Annotated in this window: 13 protein-coding genes; 10 read left to right on the top strand and 3 right to left on the bottom strand. The window is 68.4% G+C overall.

The genetic code is table 11. From position 1 onward, the window contains the following. Positions 1–18: 18 nt before the first annotated feature. Positions 19–3,321 (bottom strand): tetratricopeptide repeat protein, encoded by a 3,303-nt coding sequence (locus HNP98_RS12210; protein ID WP_173810351.1) that lies wholly within the window; start codon positions 3,319–3,321, stop codon positions 19–21. Positions 3,322–3,536: 215 nt separating this feature from the next. Continuing rightward, positions 3,537–4,523 carry an aldo/keto reductase gene (locus HNP98_RS12205; protein WP_173810350.1) on the bottom strand — a complete coding sequence of 329 codons (987 nt, stop codon included), beginning with the start codon at positions 4,521–4,523 and terminating at the stop codon, positions 3,537–3,539. Positions 4,524–4,722: 199 nt separating this feature from the next. Here HNP98_RS12205 and HNP98_RS12200 point away from each other — a divergent pair, with 199 nt between their 5' ends. Next, positions 4,723–5,694, top strand: coding sequence for an ABC transporter ATP-binding protein (locus tag HNP98_RS12200; RefSeq protein ID WP_173810349.1), 972 nt, complete (start codon positions 4,723–4,725; stop codon positions 5,692–5,694). A gap of 180 nt (positions 5,695–5,874) precedes the next feature. On the opposite strand, the gene HNP98_RS12195 is transcribed toward HNP98_RS12200, so the two are convergent. Beyond that, positions 5,875–6,570 (bottom strand): HAD family hydrolase, encoded by a 696-nt coding sequence (locus HNP98_RS12195; RefSeq protein WP_173810348.1) that lies wholly within the window; start codon positions 6,568–6,570, stop codon positions 5,875–5,877. A 77-nt stretch (positions 6,571–6,647) separates the two neighbouring features. Between HNP98_RS12195 and HNP98_RS12190 the strand changes: the two genes are divergently transcribed. The 9 genes from HNP98_RS12190 (at position 6,648) to HNP98_RS12150 (ending at position 17,339) form a co-directional block, all read left to right on the top strand. Further along, positions 6,648–7,304 carry a CatA-like O-acetyltransferase gene (locus HNP98_RS12190; RefSeq protein WP_173810347.1) on the top strand — a complete coding sequence of 219 codons (657 nt, stop codon included), beginning with the start codon at positions 6,648–6,650 and terminating at the stop codon, positions 7,302–7,304. Positions 7,305–7,511: 207 nt separating this feature from the next. After that, the gene (locus HNP98_RS12185) at positions 7,512–9,083 is read left to right on the top strand and encodes an ABC transporter permease/substrate-binding protein (RefSeq protein WP_173810346.1); all 1,572 of its coding nucleotides are present in this window, start codon (positions 7,512–7,514) and stop codon (positions 9,081–9,083) included. A 139-nt stretch (positions 9,084–9,222) separates the two neighbouring features. Further along, on the top strand, positions 9,223–10,059 hold the full coding sequence (locus tag HNP98_RS12180) for a phosphatase PAP2 family protein (RefSeq protein ID WP_173810345.1): 837 nt from the start codon (positions 9,223–9,225) through the stop codon (positions 10,057–10,059). Positions 10,060–10,135: 76 nt separating this feature from the next. After that, on the top strand, positions 10,136–11,485 hold the full coding sequence (locus HNP98_RS12175; protein ID WP_317171101.1) for an MFS transporter: 1,350 nt from the start codon (positions 10,136–10,138) through the stop codon (positions 11,483–11,485). Between the two features lie 242 nt (positions 11,486–11,727). Continuing rightward, complete coding sequence (locus tag HNP98_RS22235) at positions 11,728–15,450, top strand: DUF4394 domain-containing protein (protein ID WP_173810343.1); 3,723 nt, start codon at positions 11,728–11,730, stop codon at positions 15,448–15,450. Positions 15,451–15,528: 78 nt separating this feature from the next. Then, positions 15,529–15,756 (top strand): PID-CTERM protein-sorting domain-containing protein, encoded by a 228-nt coding sequence (locus HNP98_RS12165; RefSeq protein WP_173810236.1) that lies wholly within the window; start codon positions 15,529–15,531, stop codon positions 15,754–15,756. A gap of 94 nt (positions 15,757–15,850) precedes the next feature. Beyond that, positions 15,851–16,420, top strand: a complete 570-nt coding sequence (gene xrtX / locus HNP98_RS12160) for an exosortase X (protein ID WP_173810342.1) — start codon at positions 15,851–15,853, stop codon at positions 16,418–16,420. Beyond that, positions 16,407–16,886 (top strand): XrtX-associated membrane protein, encoded by a 480-nt coding sequence (locus HNP98_RS12155; RefSeq protein WP_246275104.1) that lies wholly within the window; start codon positions 16,407–16,409, stop codon positions 16,884–16,886. The genes xrtX and HNP98_RS12155 overlap by 14 nt, the downstream gene beginning before the upstream one ends. Before the next feature lie 18 nt (positions 16,887–16,904). Beyond that, positions 16,905–17,339: a hypothetical protein gene (locus HNP98_RS12150; protein ID WP_173810341.1), complete on the top strand. Its 435-nt coding sequence runs from the start codon at positions 16,905–16,907 to the stop codon at positions 17,337–17,339. The last annotated feature ends 3 nt before the right edge of the window (positions 17,340–17,342 follow it).

The raw sequence follows: 17,342 nt of genomic DNA, 5'->3' as shown, positions 1-17,342 counted from the left end.
AAATATCAACGGCCGCGCTTAGCGCTGCTTGGTGCTGTCGGCGGCCGGGGCGGTGGCCGGGCGGGCCGTCGGAGCCGCCGGTTGCAAGGTATCGGCCGGGGCCGTAGCGGGGGGCGTGCCGGCCGGTTGCAAGCCGCTGCGCAGGGGCGGCTGGGCACGGGGCGTTGCAGTAGCGCCCCTGACCGGGGCCGAAGCCGGCTTGACGGGCGTGGCTTTGGCCGCTTTGGCCGGGGTGGATTTCGTGGGCGCGGCGGGCGTTTCGGCCTCGTCGGGGCCGAGGGTTTTCAGCCGCTCGCGGGCGGCGGCCACAATTTCGGCCACCGGAAATTTGTTGTCGACGATGGAGTTGAGCGTGCCGCGGGCCTGGAAGTTGTCGCCCTGGGCGGCGTACACGTCGGCCACCAGCAGGAAGGCCCGGCCCTGCCACAGCGCGAAGTTGCCGAAGTCGGAGTTGTTGCGCAGGGCCGTTTTCAGGGCCTGGTCGTAGTTTTTCTGCTTGAACTGGGTGTCGGCCAGCAGGTAGTTGGCCTCGGCCCCGAGCGCGTCGTTGGGGGCGGCGGCCACGGCGGCGGCCAGCTCGGGGGCCGCCTGGTCGAGGCTGCCGGCCCGGTAGCTGGCCTTGCCCAGGTAGAGCAGGGCCGTGTTGGTGGCGCTGGCGGTGGCGCCGGCCTGGGCCCGCAGCTCCTCGGCCACGCGGCGGGTAGCGGCGTCGTCGCCGCTCTCGTACTCGGCCTTCAGCAGGCCCAGGGTGGCGTTGGCCACTTCGCGGCGGTTGGGGCTGGCCGTGCGCAGCTGGGTATAGTACTGGATGGCCTCGGGGTAGTTTTTGGTTTCGAGGTCGAGGTCGGCGGCGCGGCCCAGGGCCCGGTTCACGAACTCGCTCTTGTTCTCGCTCACCACGGCCCGCAGGCGGGGCAGGGCCTCGGTTTTGTTGCCGGTTTTCAGGTACGAGTCGGCCAGGTAGTAGCGGGCGTCGGCCCCCAATGCGTTATCGGGGTACTGCTGGAGGTAGCTTTCCAGGCGCTGGATGGCCTGGGGGTACTTCTCGGCCAGGTACAGCGACTTGGCCGCCTCCAGCTCCACGCTCTCGGTGGCCTTGCTGCCGGGGTTCTGGGCCTTGAAAGCGGCCAGGGCCTGGTCGAAATCCTCCGTCTTGCCCTGGGCGGTCAAACTTTCCTGCAAGCTGTAAATGGCCTGGCCGGCCGCCTCCGAGCGCGGAAAATCGGTGAGCACGCGCCGGAAGTCGGCCACGGCGGCGTCCTGTTTTTGCAGGTTGGCGTAGGCCACGCCGCGTTTTTGGAGGGCCTGCGGCACCAGCGGGCTGTTGGGCCGGCCGCTGATGAGCTTCGTGAAGCCGTCCACCGCCGGCTGGTAGTCGCCAGCCTCGAAGGCCAGCTGGGCCTGCTGGTAGGCGGCTTGCTCGGCGTAGCGCGAGTTGGGGCTGGTGCGCAACAGGGCGGCCAGGGTCTGGTCGGCCTCGGCGCGGCGGCCCATCTGCCCCAGGGTCACGCCCTTTTGGTAATAGGCGTAGTCTTTATCGGCGGCGTTGGCCTGAATTACCTTGTCGTAGCCGGCCAGGGCCGGCTGGTAGCTTTTGGCCACGTAGCTCAGGTCGGCCAGGCGCAGGGTGGCGTCGTAGTAGTTGGCGTCGCGGGTGTTGCTGGCGTCGTCGGCCGCCAGGTAGGCCTGGAACTGGGGCCGGGCCGGGCCGTACTGCTTCGTGTTGTAATAAGCGTAGCCCAGGCCGTAGCGGGCCCGCTGCTCGAAGGCTACTTCCTCGGGCGACACGCCGCCCTGGCGCACGGTGCGGGCGGCGGCGGCGTAGGCCGTGGCGGCCTCGGGGTAGCGCTGGCCCACGCTGTAGATTTCGCCCTTCAGCACCTGCGCCGCGGCCCGCAGCGCATCGTCCGACGGGTATTTCAGCGACTTATCGAGCAGCGCCAGGGCCGGGTCGTACTGCCCGGCGTTGTACAGCGTAGCGGCCTGGGCGTAGGTCACGCGCTGGTAGGTGGCGTTCAGCTTGGGGCCCCGGTCGTCGAGGCCTTCGAGGTAGGCGATGGCCTGGGCGTAGTCGTTGGAGGCCAGGAAGCCTTCGCTGAGCAGGTCGTCGGCCGTGGCCAGGTTGCGCGAGCGGGGGTACTTGCGGCGGAAGTCCTTGAGCACGGCCACCACCTCGGGCTGGTTGCCCAGCTCGGCCTGCACCTGGGCGAGCTTGAGGGTAGCGTTTTCGGCCACGTCCTTTTGCACGGGGCCCTGGCGGGCGGCCTCAAAGGCGGTGACGGCCTGGGGCTTCTGGCCGGCTTGCAGGTAGCTCAGGCCCAGGTGGTAAGCGGCGTTCTGGCCCAGCGTGTCGCGGCGGGTGGCCACGGCGCGCAGGTTGGCGATGGCGCTTTTGTAGTCGCCCATCTTGTAGTTGGCGAAGCCGATTTTGTATTGCAAAGCTGGCTCCACCTTGTTTTTGTGGACGGCCGCGTACTGGTTGTAGTAGCCGGTGGCTTGCTGGTAGTCCTCCTTTTGGTAGTAGGCGTCGCCCACCAAGAGCTGGATTTCGTCGGCGTTCTGGGGCGGCGGCTCCTGGCGCAGGCGGGGCGCGGCGTAGGCGATGAGGCCGTCGTAGTTGCCTTCCTTGTAGTAAATTTGGGTCATGATGGCCGGCACCACGGCCTTGTACCCGTCGTTCTGCTCGGCCACGGCCAGGTCGGCGCGGGCGGCGGCGTAGTCGTTGGCGCGGTAGGCCAAGTAGCCGGCGTAGTAGGCGCTGGCGTAGCGGTAGGGGCCCGGCACCTGCTTGGTACGGTCGAACAGCAGGCGGGCCTGGGCGTAGTCTTTCTGCTGAAACTCGCTGTAAGCCAGCTTAAAGTCCGACTCGGCCCGCTGCGCATCGCTGAGGTTGGCGGGGGCCACCTTCTGGAGGTAGGTGATGGCCTGCGGGTATTGCTGCTGGTCGAAATAGAACTTGCCCAGCTCGAAGTAGGCCACGGCGGCCTGCGGGTGGGCCGGGTGCTGGGCCACGAAGGCCAGGACGAGGCCTTCGGCGTCGGGGTGCAGCAGGTAGAGGCCCGCCACGGCGTCGTAGTACTCGGCGTCGGCGGTGCGGTCGCGGGCCACGGGCTCCTGGCGGCCGGTGCGCCGGGGCTCCACGGCCAGGTACTGCCGGAACGCCTGCTGGGCGGCCCCGTACTGTTGGCGGTCGAACAACTCCAGCCCTTCCTGAAAAAACCGCTCGTCGCTGGCAAACACCTGGGTTTGCTGGGCCAGGGCGGCGGCCGGGGCCGCGGCGGCGAGCGTGGCGGCCAGCACCAGCCGGGGGAATAGCTTCATCGAAAAAAAGTAGCGTGAGAAGGGCCGCACGCGGCCCGGGGAGGCCCCAAAAGTAGGCAAAGATGGCGCGGATGGGCGACGCGGGCCGTTTGGGCTGCCGGGGCAACGCAGGGAATAATTAAAAATTATGCATTAAAAATTAAAAGTGGCCGGGGAGTAGCCGCTTCATTTTGAATTTTTAATGCATAATTTTTAATTAAAAACTTCCTCAAAGCCTACCACAGCTGGTGCACCAGCGGCCGGATGCGGCGCTCGTACACGCCCCGCACGGCCGCCATCTGCTCCGCCGTGAGGGCCGGCAGGTCGGCCGCGTGCAGGTTGCTGGTGAGCTGCTCGGGGCGCGAGGCCCCCGGAATTACGCAGCTCACGGCGTCGAACATCAGCACCCAGCGCAGGGCCGCGGCGGCCAGGGCCCCGGGGCCGGGAAACACGGCCTTTAGCTCGTCCACGGCGGCCAGGCCGGTGGCGTAGTCCACGCCGGCGAAGGTTTCGCCCTTGTCGAAGGCCGCGCCGTCGCGGTTGAAGTGGCGGTGGTCGTCGGGGCCGAACTGCGTCCGGGGCCCGAACTTGCCCGTGAGCAGGCCGCTGGCCAGCGGCACCCGCACGATGAGGCCCACGTCGCGGCGCTTCGCTTCCTTAAAAAGCAGCTCGGCCGGGCGCTGGCGGAACATATTGAAGATAACTTGCAGCGCAGCCACGTTGGGGTATTCCAGGGCCTTGAGGCCTTCTTCCACGCGCTCCACGCTCACGCCCAGGTTTTGCACTTTGCCTTCTTCGCGCAGCTTATCGAACAGCTCGAAAATTTCGGGGCGGTAGAACACGTCGGTGGGCGGGCAGTGCAGCTGCACCAGGTCGAGCGTGTCGAGGCCCAGGTTGCGCAGGCTGTCCTCCACGAAGCCGCGCAGGGCGGCGGGCTGGTAGGCGGCGTTGGTGTGGGGCTGGAGGCGGCGGCCGCACTTGGTGGCCACGAAGATACGCTCGGACCGGGCCCGCACCAGGCGGCCCACGGCGGCCTCGCTGGCCCCGTCGCCGTACACGTCGGCCGTGTCGATGAAGTTGACGCTGGCGTCGGCCGCCGCGTTCAGGATGGCGTCGGCGGTGGCGGCGTTGAAGGGCTCGCCCCACTTGCCGCCCACCTGCCAGGTACCGAGGCCAATTTCAGAGACGGAAAAGCCGGTTTTGCCGAGGGTGCGCTGGTGCATGAGGGAAAGTGTGCGGTGGAAAAAGTTGGAAACGGGCCTAAATTAGGATAGGATAGATAGGTAAGGAAATCCAGAACGTCGCGCTGAACGTCATGCTCAGCAGGCTTTGCAAATATCCCCTTCGCTGGGCCACCGAAACCGTTCGCTGGGCCGCTGGAACCGTTCTAACGTACTTTGGCCGCCGCCGTTCAATTCTTTCATGCCCGCTACCCAGCCCCTGCCCGTCATCCGCGTTGCCCACCTCACCAAGCGCTACGGGGCCCAGGCGGTGGTCGATGACCTGAGCTTTGAGGTGGCGGCCGGCGAAACGCTGGTGCTGCTGGGCCCCAGCGGCTGCGGCAAAACCACGCTCCTCAAAACCCTCAACCGCCTCATCGAGCCCGACGGCGGCACCATCGAAATCAACGGGCGCGACGTGCGCCAGCAGGGCCCCGAGGCCCTGCGGCGCGGCATCGGCTACGTCATCCAGCAGGTGGGGCTGCTGCCGCACTACACCGTGGCCCAGAACGTGGGCGTGGTGCCCGGGCTGCTGGGCCGCCCGCCCGCCGAAACCACCGCCCGCACCACCGCGCTGCTCGAGCGCCTGCACCTGCCCGCGGCCCGCTTCGCCGGGATGCTGCCGGCGCAGCTCTCGGGCGGGCAGCAGCAGCGCGTGGGCCTGGCCCGCGCCCTGGCCGCCGACCCGCCCGTGGTGCTGCTCGACGAGCCCTTCGGGGCCCTCGACCCCCTCACCCGCGCCGCCGTGCGCCGCGACTTCCGCGAGCTGGACGAGCTGCGCCGCAAAACCGTGGTGCTCGTGACCCACGACGTGACCGAGGCCTTCGAGCTGGCCGACCGCATCATGCTGCTGAACAATGGCAAAATCCAGCAGCTGGGGCCCCCGCGCGAATTATTGCAGCACCCGGCCAACGACTTCGTGCGCAGCTTCTTCCAGGCCGAGCGCCTGGCCCTGCAAATGCGCGTGACCACGCTGGCCGAGGTGCTGCCCTTCGTAGAATTTGACGGCCCGGCGGCGCCCGCCGGGGCCCCCACGCTGCCCCCCACCGCCAGCGTGCAGGCCGCCGTGGCGCTGCTGGGCGACACCGGCACCGGCCACCTCTGCATCGCCGGGGCCCCGCAGCCCCTCACGCTGGGGCAGCTGCTGGCCGCCTTCGGGCGGGCGCTGGGGTAGTTCGGGCCGGGGTCGGGTGGGGGTTTAAAAGCACGTCATGCTCATCTGGCGTCCGCGCAGCCGAAGCATCTCTCCCGCGCAAGTAATTATTTACTGCTGCGGGAGAGATGCTTCGGCTGCGCGGACGCCAGATGAGCATGACGTTCTGGTTTCTTTTCTTAGAAAATCCAGAACGCGCCCTTAGTCCAAATAGGCCAGCACGTCCACCAACTCCTCGACGCGGTGGAAGTTGAGGCCGGCCAGGCGCTCGGCGGGCACTTCCTCGTGGATCCAGGTGGTGTGGTAGGGCACGTGGATGGCGGGGGCCCCCAGGGCCAGCACCGGCAAAATATCCGACTTGAGCGAGTTGCCAATCATCAGGAAATTGGCCGGGGCCACGCCGTGCCGCGCCAGGATGCGCCGGTAGGTGGCCTCGTCCTTCTCGCTCACAATCTCCACGTGGTCGAAAAAATCGCCCAGGCCCGAGCGCGCCAGCTTGCTTTCCTGGTCGAACAGGTCGCCCTTGGTGAGCACCATCAGCCGCTCGCCGCGCCGCCGCAGCTCGCCCAATACTTCCACCACGCCGGGCAGCGGCTCGATGGGGAAGTCGAGCAGGCGCTTGCCCAGGTCGAGCAGCAGCTGGATTTCGCGGCCCGTCACGGCCCCGTTGGTGAGCTGGATAGCCGTTTCGATCATGGTCAGCATCAGCGATTTGGCGCCGTAGCCGAACAGGTGCATGTTGGCGCGCTGCACCGCGTAGAGCCGGGCCCCGATGGCGTCGGCCGCGCCGCACCGGGCCAGGATTTCCGCCAGCTGGGCTTCCACGCGGTCGAAGTGCGGCTGGTTGGGCCAGAGCGTGTCGTCGGCGTCGAAGGCAATGAGCTGGGGCCGGGGCATGTACAACTAAGGAGCGTGAGCAAGCAAACCGGCCCCCACGGGCCAGTCAGGGCCCAAAAGTACCGAACTTGCGCCCCATGAAGCAGCCCATTGACCTGGCCACCTGGCCCCGCCGCGAGCATTTTGAGTTCTTTTCGACGTTTGACGAACCGTTTTTCGGGCTGGTGGCCGACGTGGACGTGACCGCCGCCCGCGCCGAAGCCCGGCGCCTCGGGGTGTCGTTTTTTCTCTACTACCTCCACCACGCCCTGGCGGCCGCCAACGCGGTGCCCGAGTTCCGGCACCGCATCGAGCCGGGCCAGGTGGTGGCCTACGACCGGGTGCACGCCTCGGCCACCATCGGCCGGCCCGACCACACGTTCGGCTTTTCCTTCATCGAGCAAAAGCCGGACCTGGCCGATTTCGTGGCCGGGGCCCAGCTGGAAATTGCCGCCGTGCAGGCCACCCGGGGCCTCAACCTGACCGAGCGCACCGGCCGGCCCGACGTGCTGCACTGCTCGGCCGTGCCGTGGGCGCGCTTCACGGGCCTCACCCACGCGCGCAGCTTCCAGCACCCCGACAGCTGCCCGAAGCTCTCCTTCGGCCAAGCCTACGCGCACGGCGCCGGCCTGCGCATGGCCGTGGCCGTGAACGTGCACCACGGCCTGGCCGACGGCTACCACGTGGGCCAGTTCCTGGAGGCGTTTCAGCAGCGGCTGGGCGGCGGAGGCATTGGTGAGTGGGTGAATGAGTGAATGGAGGCTGTCTGGAAAATTGTTAGGCCGTCATGCTGAGCGCAGCCGAAGCATCTCTACCGCGGCAGTAATCATAGTTAGTGAGCGTTAGAGATGCTTCGGCTGCGCTCAGCATGACGGCCTGACAATTCCCTGTGCGACCCCATTCCATTCACCCATTCAACCACTCACTCATTCACCAACTCACCTATTCACTCCTCTCCGCCCATGAAAATCCTTGCCGAACTCTTTGCCTTTTGGCACGAACAGGCCGGCAAGCTGGGCCAGCAAACCTTGCAGCACGTGGCCCTGACGGCCGCGGCCCTGCTGCTGGGCGTGGCCGTGGGCGTGCCCGTGGGCCTGTGGCTCACGCGGCGGCCGCGCTGGGCCCCGGCGGTGCTGGGCGCGGCCGGCGTGCTGCAAACCGTGCCCAGCATCGCCCTGCTGGGCTTTCTGATTCCGGTGATGGGCATCGGGGCGGGGCCGGCCATCCTGGCGCTGCTGCTGTACTCGCTGCTGCCCATCATCCGCAACACGGTGGCCGGGGTGCAAGGCGTGCCGCCGGCCGTGGTGGAAGCCGCCCGGGGCCTGGGCTTCACCGACGGCCAGATTCTGCGGCGGGTGGAGCTGCCCCTGGCCCTGCCCGTGCTGATGGCCGGCATCCGCACGGCCACCGTGATTAACGTGGGGGTGGCCACGCTGGCGGCCTACGTGGCGGCCGGCGGGCTGGGCGAGTTCATCTTCGGCGGCATTGCCCTGAACAACCCGGTGATGATTCTGGCCGGCGCCATTCCGGCCGCCGCCCTGGCCCTGGCCTTCGACGCCGGCCTGGGGGCCCTGGAAAAGCTCTCGGCCCAGCGGCTGCGGGCGGTGGGCGGGGCCCTGCTGCTGGCCCTGTCGGTGCTGGCCGCCGGCTACTGGCTGCCCCAGGCCCGCGGCCGGCTGCGGGCGGGCTTCAGCCCGGAGTTCATCGGAAGGGCCGACTGCCTGCCGGGCCTCACCCGCGCCTACGGCCTCGTGCACCTGCCCAACGTGGTGCTGGCCCCGGCGCTGGTGTACGAGGCCGCCCGCGCCGCCAACGTGGACGTCATCGACGGCTACTCGACCGACGGGCGCATCCGGGCCTACGGCCTGCGCGTGCTGCGCGACGACCGCCACGCCCTGCCGCCCTACTTCGCCGCGCCCGTGGTGCGCCCCGCCCTGCTGCGCGCCCACCCCGAGCTGGGCCCCGTGCTCGACCAGCTCAGCGGCCGGCTCTCCGACTCGGCCATGACGAACCTAAACTACCAGGTCGATTACCTGCACCGCGAGCCGCGGGCCGTGGCCCTGGCCTGGCTGCGCCGCGCCGGCCTCTGGAAAGCGCCGCGCCCGCTGCCGCCCGGGGCCCCGGTGGTGCGCCTGGGCTCGAAGATTTTCGCCGAGCAGTACATTCTGGTGGAGATGTACGCCGCCCTCATCCGCGGCAACACCGGCCTGGGCGTGGCCACCAAAACCGGCCTCGGCGGCACCACCATCTGCTTCGAGGCGCTGCGCGGCGGCGAAATCGACCTGTACCCCGAGTACACCGGCACCGGCTTGCAGGTGCTGCTCCAGCCCTCGGCGGCGGTGCTCGACTCGCTGGGCGGGCGGCCGGCGGCGGTGTTCCAGTACGTGCAGGCCGAATTTCAGCGCCGCTACGGCCTGGCCTGGCGCGCCCCGCTGGGCTTCAACAACGCCTACTGCCTGCTGATGCGGCGGCAGCAGGCCCGGCAGCTGGGCATCGCCAGCATCTCGGAGCTGGGCGTCTACCTGCGGCGGTGAGGGCCCCGGGCCGGCTTGCGCGCCGAATTCCTTCAGAATTACGCCCGTTTTTTGGGGCTGCTCCCCTGAACCCGGCGGCCGGTTTCGCCGTTTGGGCGGCCGGGGCGGGGTCGGTTTTACGTTTTACTTTATGATTCGCATGAACGTTTCCGCTTTTGTTAAGCAGGCCGGGGTCGGGCTGCTGCTGCTCGGGCCGCTTACCGCCGCCCGGGCCCAGCAGGTGCCGGCCCCCGCCCCCGCCGATACCCTGCACAAGTACCAGCGCCCCGTAACGGGCGCGGCCGCCGAAAAAAAGTCTTTTTTTCAGAGCAAGGGCTTCCAGGCCACCATCGTGCCGGCGCTGCTCATCGGCTACGGCATCAGCACGATCAACGGGCACGGGTTTTATTCGTCCTACGACGCCAAGAGCGACATCAACCACCTCTTCGGCGCGGGCCGCCACACCCACGTCGACGACTTTTTGCAGTACGCGCCCTACCTGGAGCTGGGCGGCGTGCTGCTGGCCGGCGTCGAGAGCAAAAATGACCGCACCAACCTGGCCCTGGTCATCCTCAAGGGCGAGGCCATCATGCTCTCGTCGGTGTTCGTCACCAAGTTCGCCACCGGCATCGAGCGGCCCGACGCCTCCAATAACCAGTCGTTTCCGTCGGGGCACACGGCGCAGGCGTTTCTGGCGGCCAGCATCGTGCACACCGAGTTGCGCGACAAAAGCCAGTGGTACGGCATCGGGGCCTACACCATTGCCAGCAGCGTGGCCGTGCTGCGCATGGTGAACGACAAGCACTGGGAATCGGACGTGGTGGCCGGGGCCGGCTTCGGCATCCTCTCGGCCCACCTGGCCTACCTCACCCACCGCTACCGCTGGGGCCACCGGCCGGGCGCGGCCGCCACGGGCGCCACGGGCTCCACGTTCCACGTGGCCCCGATGTACTACGGCGGGGCCACCGGCCTCGCCGTGCGCTGGCAGCTGCGCTAGGGGGCCGGGCGGCAACTTAATGGCCGGGTGGCGGTTCTGGCCGGAATTCTCTTTATTGCCGACTTTTTCCTCCCCCGTGCTTCCAACCGCTCCTCCGGCCCCGGCCGCCGCCCCGCCCCTAACCGAGCGGCGCTACCTGCTCACGCTTGTCTTTGTGGTGTCGCTGTTCATGCTTTGGGGCCTGGGCGTCACGATGGCCGACGTCCTCAACAAGCACTTCCAGCAGGTGCTACACGTGAGCAAGGCCAACTCGGCCTACGTGCAGGCCGCCACCTTCGGGGCCTACTTCGTGATGGGCCTGCCCGCGGGCTGGTTCATGAAGCGCTTCGGCTACCAGAAAGGCGTGCTCCTGGGCCTGGGCCTGTACGCCGCCGGGGCCTTCCTGATGGTGCCGGCCGCCAGCGCCGCCTCGTTCCCGCTGCTGCTCATGGCCTTGTTCGTGCTGGCCTGCGGCCTGGGCACGCTGGAGGCCGTGGCGCACCCGTTCCTGGACGGCCTGGGCGACCCGGCCAGCTCCGACCGGCGCATTACCTTTTCGCACGCCATCAACGGCATCGGGGCCGTGTCGGGGCCCCTCATCGGGGGCTACTTCGTGCTGCGCGGCACCCACGCGGCCGGCGACTTGTCCTCGGTGAAGGTGCTTTACACCATCATCGGCACGGTGGTGGGCAGCATCGGGCTGCTGTTTGCCTTCGTGAAGGTGCCCCCGCTCAACGCCGAGCACACGCCCGGCACGGCCACCTCCGAAACCGGCGAAGCGCCCACCGACCTGGCGGCCGACAAAAGCCTGTTCCAGCACCCGCACTTCGTGTGGGCCTGCGTGGCGCAGCTCTTCAACACGGCGGCGCAGGGCGGCACCTGGGCGTTTTTCATCAACTACGGCACCGACTACATGGCCCTGAAGCCGGGGCCGGCCATCCACGGGTTCTGGCAGGTGGGCACGCTGCTGGGCCGCACCGTGGGCCTGGTGCCCGGCCTGCCGCACCTGGCCAACGACGTGGCGGCGTACTTTTTCTCGCTGAGCCTGGTGGGCATGATGCTGGGCCGCTTCCTGGGCACCTACCTCATGCAGTTCATCGCCCCCAACCGGCTGCTGGCCTTCGCGGCCGTGGCCAACATGGTCCTGTGCCTCGTGGTGGCCCAGCACTGGGGCTGGGTGTCGTTCGGGGCCCTCATCGGACTCAATTTCTTTTTCAGCGTCATGTTCCCGATTATTTACAGCCTGGGGCTGAAGGACCTGGGACGGCACAAGCAGCTGGCCTCGTCGTTCATCGTGATGGGCGTGGTGGGCGCGGCCCTGTTTCCGCGCTTCGTGATGGGCGCGGTGGCCAACCAGAGCGTGGCCCACGCCTACTACCTGCCCATCATTTGCTACGCCGTCGTGTTCGTGTACGGCGCAAAATTTTATAAAGTCGTCCGTAGTTGATGCGAAACACGGGTACTTAAATGCCATAAAATAGCAATTTCCTGATAAAATAAGGTTTTTCGTTACATGAAATCATAATGAAGATTGGGGGAGACATCCAGATATTGCTTAGTTTCGTAGGCAATTAAACTGTTCGGCCGCGTCGGGTGGGGGGCCATTGCCCCGGCCCCGCCACCCAACGCAATTGGATTTTCTCCGGGCCAGCTCCCGGCCCCTCTTCTCCACCCTTCATTTTCTTTTTCATGGAAGCAGTAGTACCGCATTTACCGTCGCGTAACCATACCGCCCGCCCCTGGCTGGCCACCCTGGGCCTCGGCCTGGGCCTGCTGGCCGCCACCCCGGCCCTCGCCCAAACGCCTACGCTTTATGGCCTGGGCACGCTGAGCCAGACCGTGGCCGTCGGCAACCCGTTGTTTCCCAGCGGGGCCGCGGCCGGCGCCCAGGGCATCGTGCAAATTAACCCGGCCACGGGTGTAGCCGTGCCTACCTCGTCGGGAGCCGTGGGCGTGCTCGTGACGGGCGTGACGCTGGGCCAGACGCTGGTGGGCATGGACTACCGCCCCAACACGGGTACGCTCTACGCCCTGGGCTACGACCCCAGCCTGACCGCGGCCAACGCCCAGCTCTACGTGCTTAACCCCGCTACCGGGGCCGTAACCGCGGTGGGGGCTGCCACAACGCTGAACCTGGGCACCACGATTACCCGCATTGGCTTTGACTTCAACCCCACCGTGGACCGCATCCGCGTGGAAGGAGGCACCACCAAGGCCAATTACCGCCTCAACCCCAACAACGGGGCTGTGGCGTTCGACGACGCCGCCCTGAACGGGCCTCTAAATTACCCCGCCCTGGCGGGCGTAAACCCGCTGATTGGGGCCGTGGCCTACACCAACTCGTACATCGGCAGCACCAGCACCGCGCTTTACGCCATCGACGCGCCCGGCAACGGCACGGGCCTCTCGGACGGCAGCGTGGCCAACAACGGCTTGCTGTCGTTGCAGAATCCACCTAACAACGGCACCCTCATTAACTCCAATAAGGTGACGCTGGCCGGCGGCCCCTTCGGCGACCCGGCCGCCGTGGGCGTGGACGTGTACTACAACGCCAGCACCGGCCTCAACGAGGCCTACCTGACGGAAGTAACCAGCCCCAACGCCAGCGGCGTGTCGAGCAGCAACCTGTACGACCTGAACCTGGCCACCGGCACGGCCAGCAACAAGCGCAACGTGGTGCCGGCGAGCGTCGTCACCCCGTTCGACATCCGCGACATCGCCCTGGCCATTGCCCCGCCCACCCAGCCGGCCCTCACCGGGCAACTGCTGTACGCCGTGGCCAGCGGCAACCTGATTTCGTTCGACTCGGGCAACCCCGGCGTGGTGCGCTCGGCGGTGAACTTCGGCGGCGGCCTCACCGCTGGCGAAACCGTGGTGGGCATCGACTTCCGCCCCGCCACCGGCCAGCTTTACGCCCTGGGCTACAACGCGGTAGCGGGCACCGGCACGGTGTACGCCGTGAGCCTGACCACCGGGGGCCTCACGGCCGCGGGCCCGGCCATTCCGCTGGCGCTGGGCGCGGCTACCGACCGGGTGGGCTTTGACTTCAACCCCACCGTGGACCGCATCCGGGTGGTGGCCACCAACGGCAACAATTATCGCCTCAACCCCATCAACGGCAGCATCGCGGCCACCGATGGCAGCATCAACCCCGGCCCAGCCGCAGTTTCGGGGGCAGCTTACACCAACAGCAGCAGCAACGCCAACAGCACGGTCCTCTACGACTACGACGCCGTCGCCGGGCAGCTCTACCAGCAGAACCCGCCCAACAACGGCACCCTGGTGGCCCTGCCCATGGGCGGGGGGCCTACCAGCGCCGACGGGGCTGATTTTGATATTTTCAACACCCGCGGCACCACCACCAACGCCGGTTTCCTGGCCGTGGCCCCCGGCGGTACCGCCGGGCAACCCAACTTCGACAACCTGTACACCGTGGACCTGGGTACTGGCAGCACGGCATCGGCCGGCCGCATTGGCCTGGGCAGCAACGTGAGCGGCCTAACGGCGTTCATCGCCGTGGGCACGGCGCTGGCCTGGAACGGCTCGGCCAGCACCGACTGGGCCACGGCCGCCAACTGGACCCCTAACCGCGTGCCCACCAACGTGGACGACGTGACTATCAACGCCGGCACGCCCAACCAACCCGCCGTGAGCGGCAGCCAGGCGGCCCGCTACGTGGTGCTGGCCAGCGGCGCTTCGCTGACCAGCAACGACGGCTCGACGCTGACCGTGGGCGGCAACTTCACCAACAACGGCGGCACGCTGCTCGGCGCGGGCTCCGGCACCATCGCCCTGGCCGGCACCGCCGCCCAGGTCATCGGCGGCACCGGCACCTCGGCCTTCCAGAACCTGACCGTGGGCACGGTCCCCGCCAGCTTGGCGGGCCCCGCCGCGGTGCGCCGCGTGCTGCTGCTTAACGGCAACCTCACCGCCACCGGCCAGTCGCTGACCTTGCTCTCCGACGCCAACGGCTCGGCCCACGTGGTGAACAGCGGCGCGGCCGTCGTGACCGGCCCCGTGACGGTGCAGCGCTACATCGACGGCAGCCTCAACGGGGGCCCCGGCTACCGCCACTACGCCGCGCCGGTGCAGGCCACCACGGTGGCCGACCTGGCCACCGCCGGCTACTCGCCGGTAGTGAACCCGGATTACAACACCGCCGCCGTGCCCAGCCAGGTCACGCCCTTCCCCACGGTGTACGGCTACGACGAGACCCGCGTGAATACCAGCGGCAACGCCGCCCCGCAGGATTTCGACAAGGGTTTCTTCTCGCCCGGGGCCCTTACCGACGCCCTCGTGCCCGGGCAGGGCTACACCGTGAACATCCCCGCCACCCAGACCGTGGACTTCGTGGGCGTGCTCAATAACGGCAACGTAGCCCGCACCGGCCTCAGCCGCGGCACCCAGGCCAGCTCGGGCTGGCAGCTGCTGGGCAACCCCTACCCCTCGCCCATCAGCTGGACCGCCACCTACGCCAACGGGGCCACCGGCCTCGACAACGCGGTGTACGTGTTTAAGTCGAGCGGCCAGTACGCGGGCAGCTACGCCAGCTACGTGAACGGCACGGGCATCAACGGCGGCACCGACAACCTGGCCGCCATGCAGGGCTTCTTTGCCCGCGTGAGCACCCCCGGCACCCCCGGGGCCCTCACCTTCACCAACGCCGGCCGCCTCACGGCCTACGCCAGCCCCGCCTTCCAGCGCGGCAGCGGCAGCGCCCCGCTGGTGCGCCTGGCCCTGCGCGACGCCGCCGGCCGCGCCGACGAAGCCGTGGTGTACTTCGACGACGCCGCCACCCCGGGCTTCGACGCCGCCCTCGACGCTTACAAGCTGAACCCCGCCGGGGCCACGATGGCCCTGGCCACCGAGGCCACCAGCGCCGTGCTCTCCATCGACGCCCGCCCGGCCCTGGGCAGCGCCGCCGTGGCCGTGCCCCTGCAAGTGCGGGCCGCCGCCGGCTCCTACACCCTCAACGCCGCCGAGCTGCTGCGCCTGCCCACCGGCGTGAAGGCCTACCTGCGCGACGCCCTCACCGGCACCGCCACCGACCTGGCCGCCCAGCCCAGCTACGCGTTTGAGGTGGTGGCCGGCGCGGCGGCCACCGGGCGCTTCAGCCTGCTGCTCACCACGCAAGGCGTGCTGGCCACGGCCCCGGCCGCCATCAGCCAGCAGGTGAGCGTGTTCCCGAACCCGGCCCGCGGCACGGTGTCGGTGGGCCTGCCCGCCGCCCTGGCCCGCCAGGCCACCGAGGCCACGCTGGTAAACGCCCTGGGCCAGACGGTGCTGCGGGCCACGCTGCCCGCCGGCACGGCCGCCCACGCGCTGGCGCTGCCCGGCGTGGCGCAGGGCGTGTACACGCTGCGCCTGCTCACGGCGGACGGCACCGTCAGCAAGCGCCTCATCGTTGAATAACGGCCGTTGACCCACGAGCCCCGGGCCACGGCGGCCCGGGGCTCCGGCCGGCTTTTTCCCACCTATTGCTTCTCCGCCATGAAAAATATATTTGCTTCTACGCGCCGCGCCGTGGTGTTCGGCGCGGGCCTGGCCCTGCTGGCCGGGGCCGCCACCCAGGCCCGTGCCCAGGATTCGGGGGGCCCCACGCCCACTACGCCGCCCACTACGCCGCCCACGGCCGTGCCGCTCGACGGGGGCGCGTCGCTGCTGCTGGCCGGGGGCGTGGCCTACGGGGTGCGCGTGCTGCGCCGCCGCCGCAAGTAGGCGCAGTGCTTTGCTACGGGCCCGGCGGGCGCTGCACCCCGCGGGGCGAAGCGGCCGCCGGGCCTTCGTTTTTCCACCTTTTTTCCTTGCTGGTATGATGCTTTCGCTACCCTCCCGCGCGCGGCCGATGCGGCCCGCTTGGCGCTTTCTGTTGGTATTTGCCGCCCTGTACGCGGCGTGGGTGCTGGGCTACGACGACCTGGTGGGCCCCAACGGCCGCCTCGACCACGCCCTGTCGGTGAACCTGGCGGCGGCGGCGGGCACCGTGCTGCGGCTGGCCGGCTTCGCGGCGGGCACCGGGGCGTCGGTGCCCACGCTGGTGCTGCTCAACGGCCAGCCGGTGGTGTCCGTGGGCGACCCGTGCAACGGCCTGCTGATGTACGCGCTGTTTGCCGGGTTCGTGGTGGCGTTTCCGGGGCGCGGGCGGCAGAAGCTGTGGTTCGTGCCGCTGGGCATTTTCGCCATTTACGCCCTCAACGTGGCCCGCGTGGCCCTGCTGGCCCTCAACCACGCCTACTGGTACCACACCGTCGATTTCAACCACCACTACACCTTCACCTTCGTCGTGTACGGGGCCATCGGGGGCCTCTGGGCGCTGTGGGCCCGGCGCAGCACCGCCGCCCCGGCGATGCTGGCGGCCCTGCCCCTGCATGGCCCCGGCTAGCCCGCCGGGCCCGGGCCCGGGCCCGGCCGGGGGCCGCCGCCTGCTGGTGGCCGGGCTCATCGCCCTGCTCCTGGGCCTGGGCTTGTTCGACGAAGCGGTGTTTGCCGCGCTGGGCCGCCTGTGGCACCCCGGCGGCGGGGCCGCGGCGGCCGTGCCCGGCCTCACCACCCACGGCTGGCCCGTGGCCATCAGCTACCGCCTGCTCTACGCGGGGCTGAACGTGGCCCTGCTGCACCTGCTGCTGGGCGGCCGCTACACCAAAGCCGCGGCCCTGGGCTTCGCTGGCGGCTACGCGGCCGGCGCGGGCCTGCTGTGGCTGGGGCAGCGGGCGGGCCTGCCGGTGGCCGCCCTCACCGGCCACCGGGTGCTCGATGTATTATCGTCGCCCCTGCCGGTCATGTTTGCCTACCCGCTGGCGCTGCTGGCAGGGCCCCGGGCAGCGCCACCAGGGACCGAAAAATCCTGATTCCAATAAACATGGCTAATGAGAAAATGTACGTTACTCGTCGCTTTAGGTGCTGCGCTCATTGCGGTTTTCTCGTTCCTATTCGGCCGTTCAAAACAGAATAAAGTTGAAGCTGCCCTGGCTTATGGACGGCTGGCCCAACTTCCGGCAGGGGCGCAAAACATCCACATCAATACCGCTGGAAGTCTTTTTTCCAGAACTTTCTGGTTAACATTCACGGCGTCCGATACTGCTATTTACGCCTGGGTTAGGCGCTCTCCTTCGTTGGCTAAAAAGCAGACCGCCCACGTTTCACCAGCCGCACCTGCCGCGGATGCACCGGCCTGGTTTGCTACAGTCACGGCGGGCAAAGAGGATGTTTTTTTAATCGCACCAGACGCGGCACAGCTTTACGGCACCGTATGGATTGATTGGGCCAGAGGAACGGTTTATATCCAAACCTCCCATAGCTAAAAC

It is taken from the genome of Hymenobacter caeli, from assembly GCF_013294115.1.
In the GTDB taxonomy this organism is placed as follows: Bacteria; Bacteroidota; Bacteroidia; order Cytophagales; family Hymenobacteraceae; genus Hymenobacter; species Hymenobacter caeli.
This window is presented reverse-complemented; position numbering and strand designations above follow the sequence as displayed.

What these genes read in the sequence shown, in the direction of transcription:
- HNP98_RS12210 (WP_173810351.1), bottom strand. Translation starts at nt 3,321, where the DNA reads ATGAAGCTATTCCCCCGGCTGGTGCTGGCCGCCACGCTCGCCGCCGCG.
- HNP98_RS12205 (WP_173810350.1), bottom strand. Translation starts at nt 4,523, where the DNA reads ATGCACCAGCGCACCCTCGGCAAAACCGGCTTTTCCGTCTCTGAAATT.
- HNP98_RS12200 (WP_173810349.1), top strand. Translation starts at nt 4,723, where the DNA reads ATGCCCGCTACCCAGCCCCTGCCCGTCATCCGCGTTGCCCACCTCACC.
- HNP98_RS12195 (WP_173810348.1), bottom strand. Translation starts at nt 6,570, where the DNA reads ATGCCCCGGCCCCAGCTCATTGCCTTCGACGCCGACGACACGCTCTGG.
- HNP98_RS12190 (WP_173810347.1), top strand. Translation starts at nt 6,648, where the DNA reads ATGAAGCAGCCCATTGACCTGGCCACCTGGCCCCGCCGCGAGCATTTT.
- HNP98_RS12185 (WP_173810346.1), top strand. Translation starts at nt 7,512, where the DNA reads ATGAAAATCCTTGCCGAACTCTTTGCCTTTTGGCACGAACAGGCCGGC.
- HNP98_RS12180 (WP_173810345.1), top strand. Translation starts at nt 9,223, where the DNA reads ATGAACGTTTCCGCTTTTGTTAAGCAGGCCGGGGTCGGGCTGCTGCTG.
- HNP98_RS22235 (WP_173810343.1), top strand. Translation starts at nt 11,728, where the DNA reads ATGGAAGCAGTAGTACCGCATTTACCGTCGCGTAACCATACCGCCCGC.
- HNP98_RS12165 (WP_173810236.1), top strand. Translation starts at nt 15,529, where the DNA reads ATGAAAAATATATTTGCTTCTACGCGCCGCGCCGTGGTGTTCGGCGCG.
- xrtX (WP_173810342.1), top strand. Translation starts at nt 15,851, where the DNA reads ATGATGCTTTCGCTACCCTCCCGCGCGCGGCCGATGCGGCCCGCTTGG.
- HNP98_RS12155 (WP_246275104.1), top strand. Translation starts at nt 16,407, where the DNA reads ATGGCCCCGGCTAGCCCGCCGGGCCCGGGCCCGGGCCCGGCCGGGGGC.
- HNP98_RS12150 (WP_173810341.1), top strand. Translation starts at nt 16,905, where the DNA reads ATGAGAAAATGTACGTTACTCGTCGCTTTAGGTGCTGCGCTCATTGCG.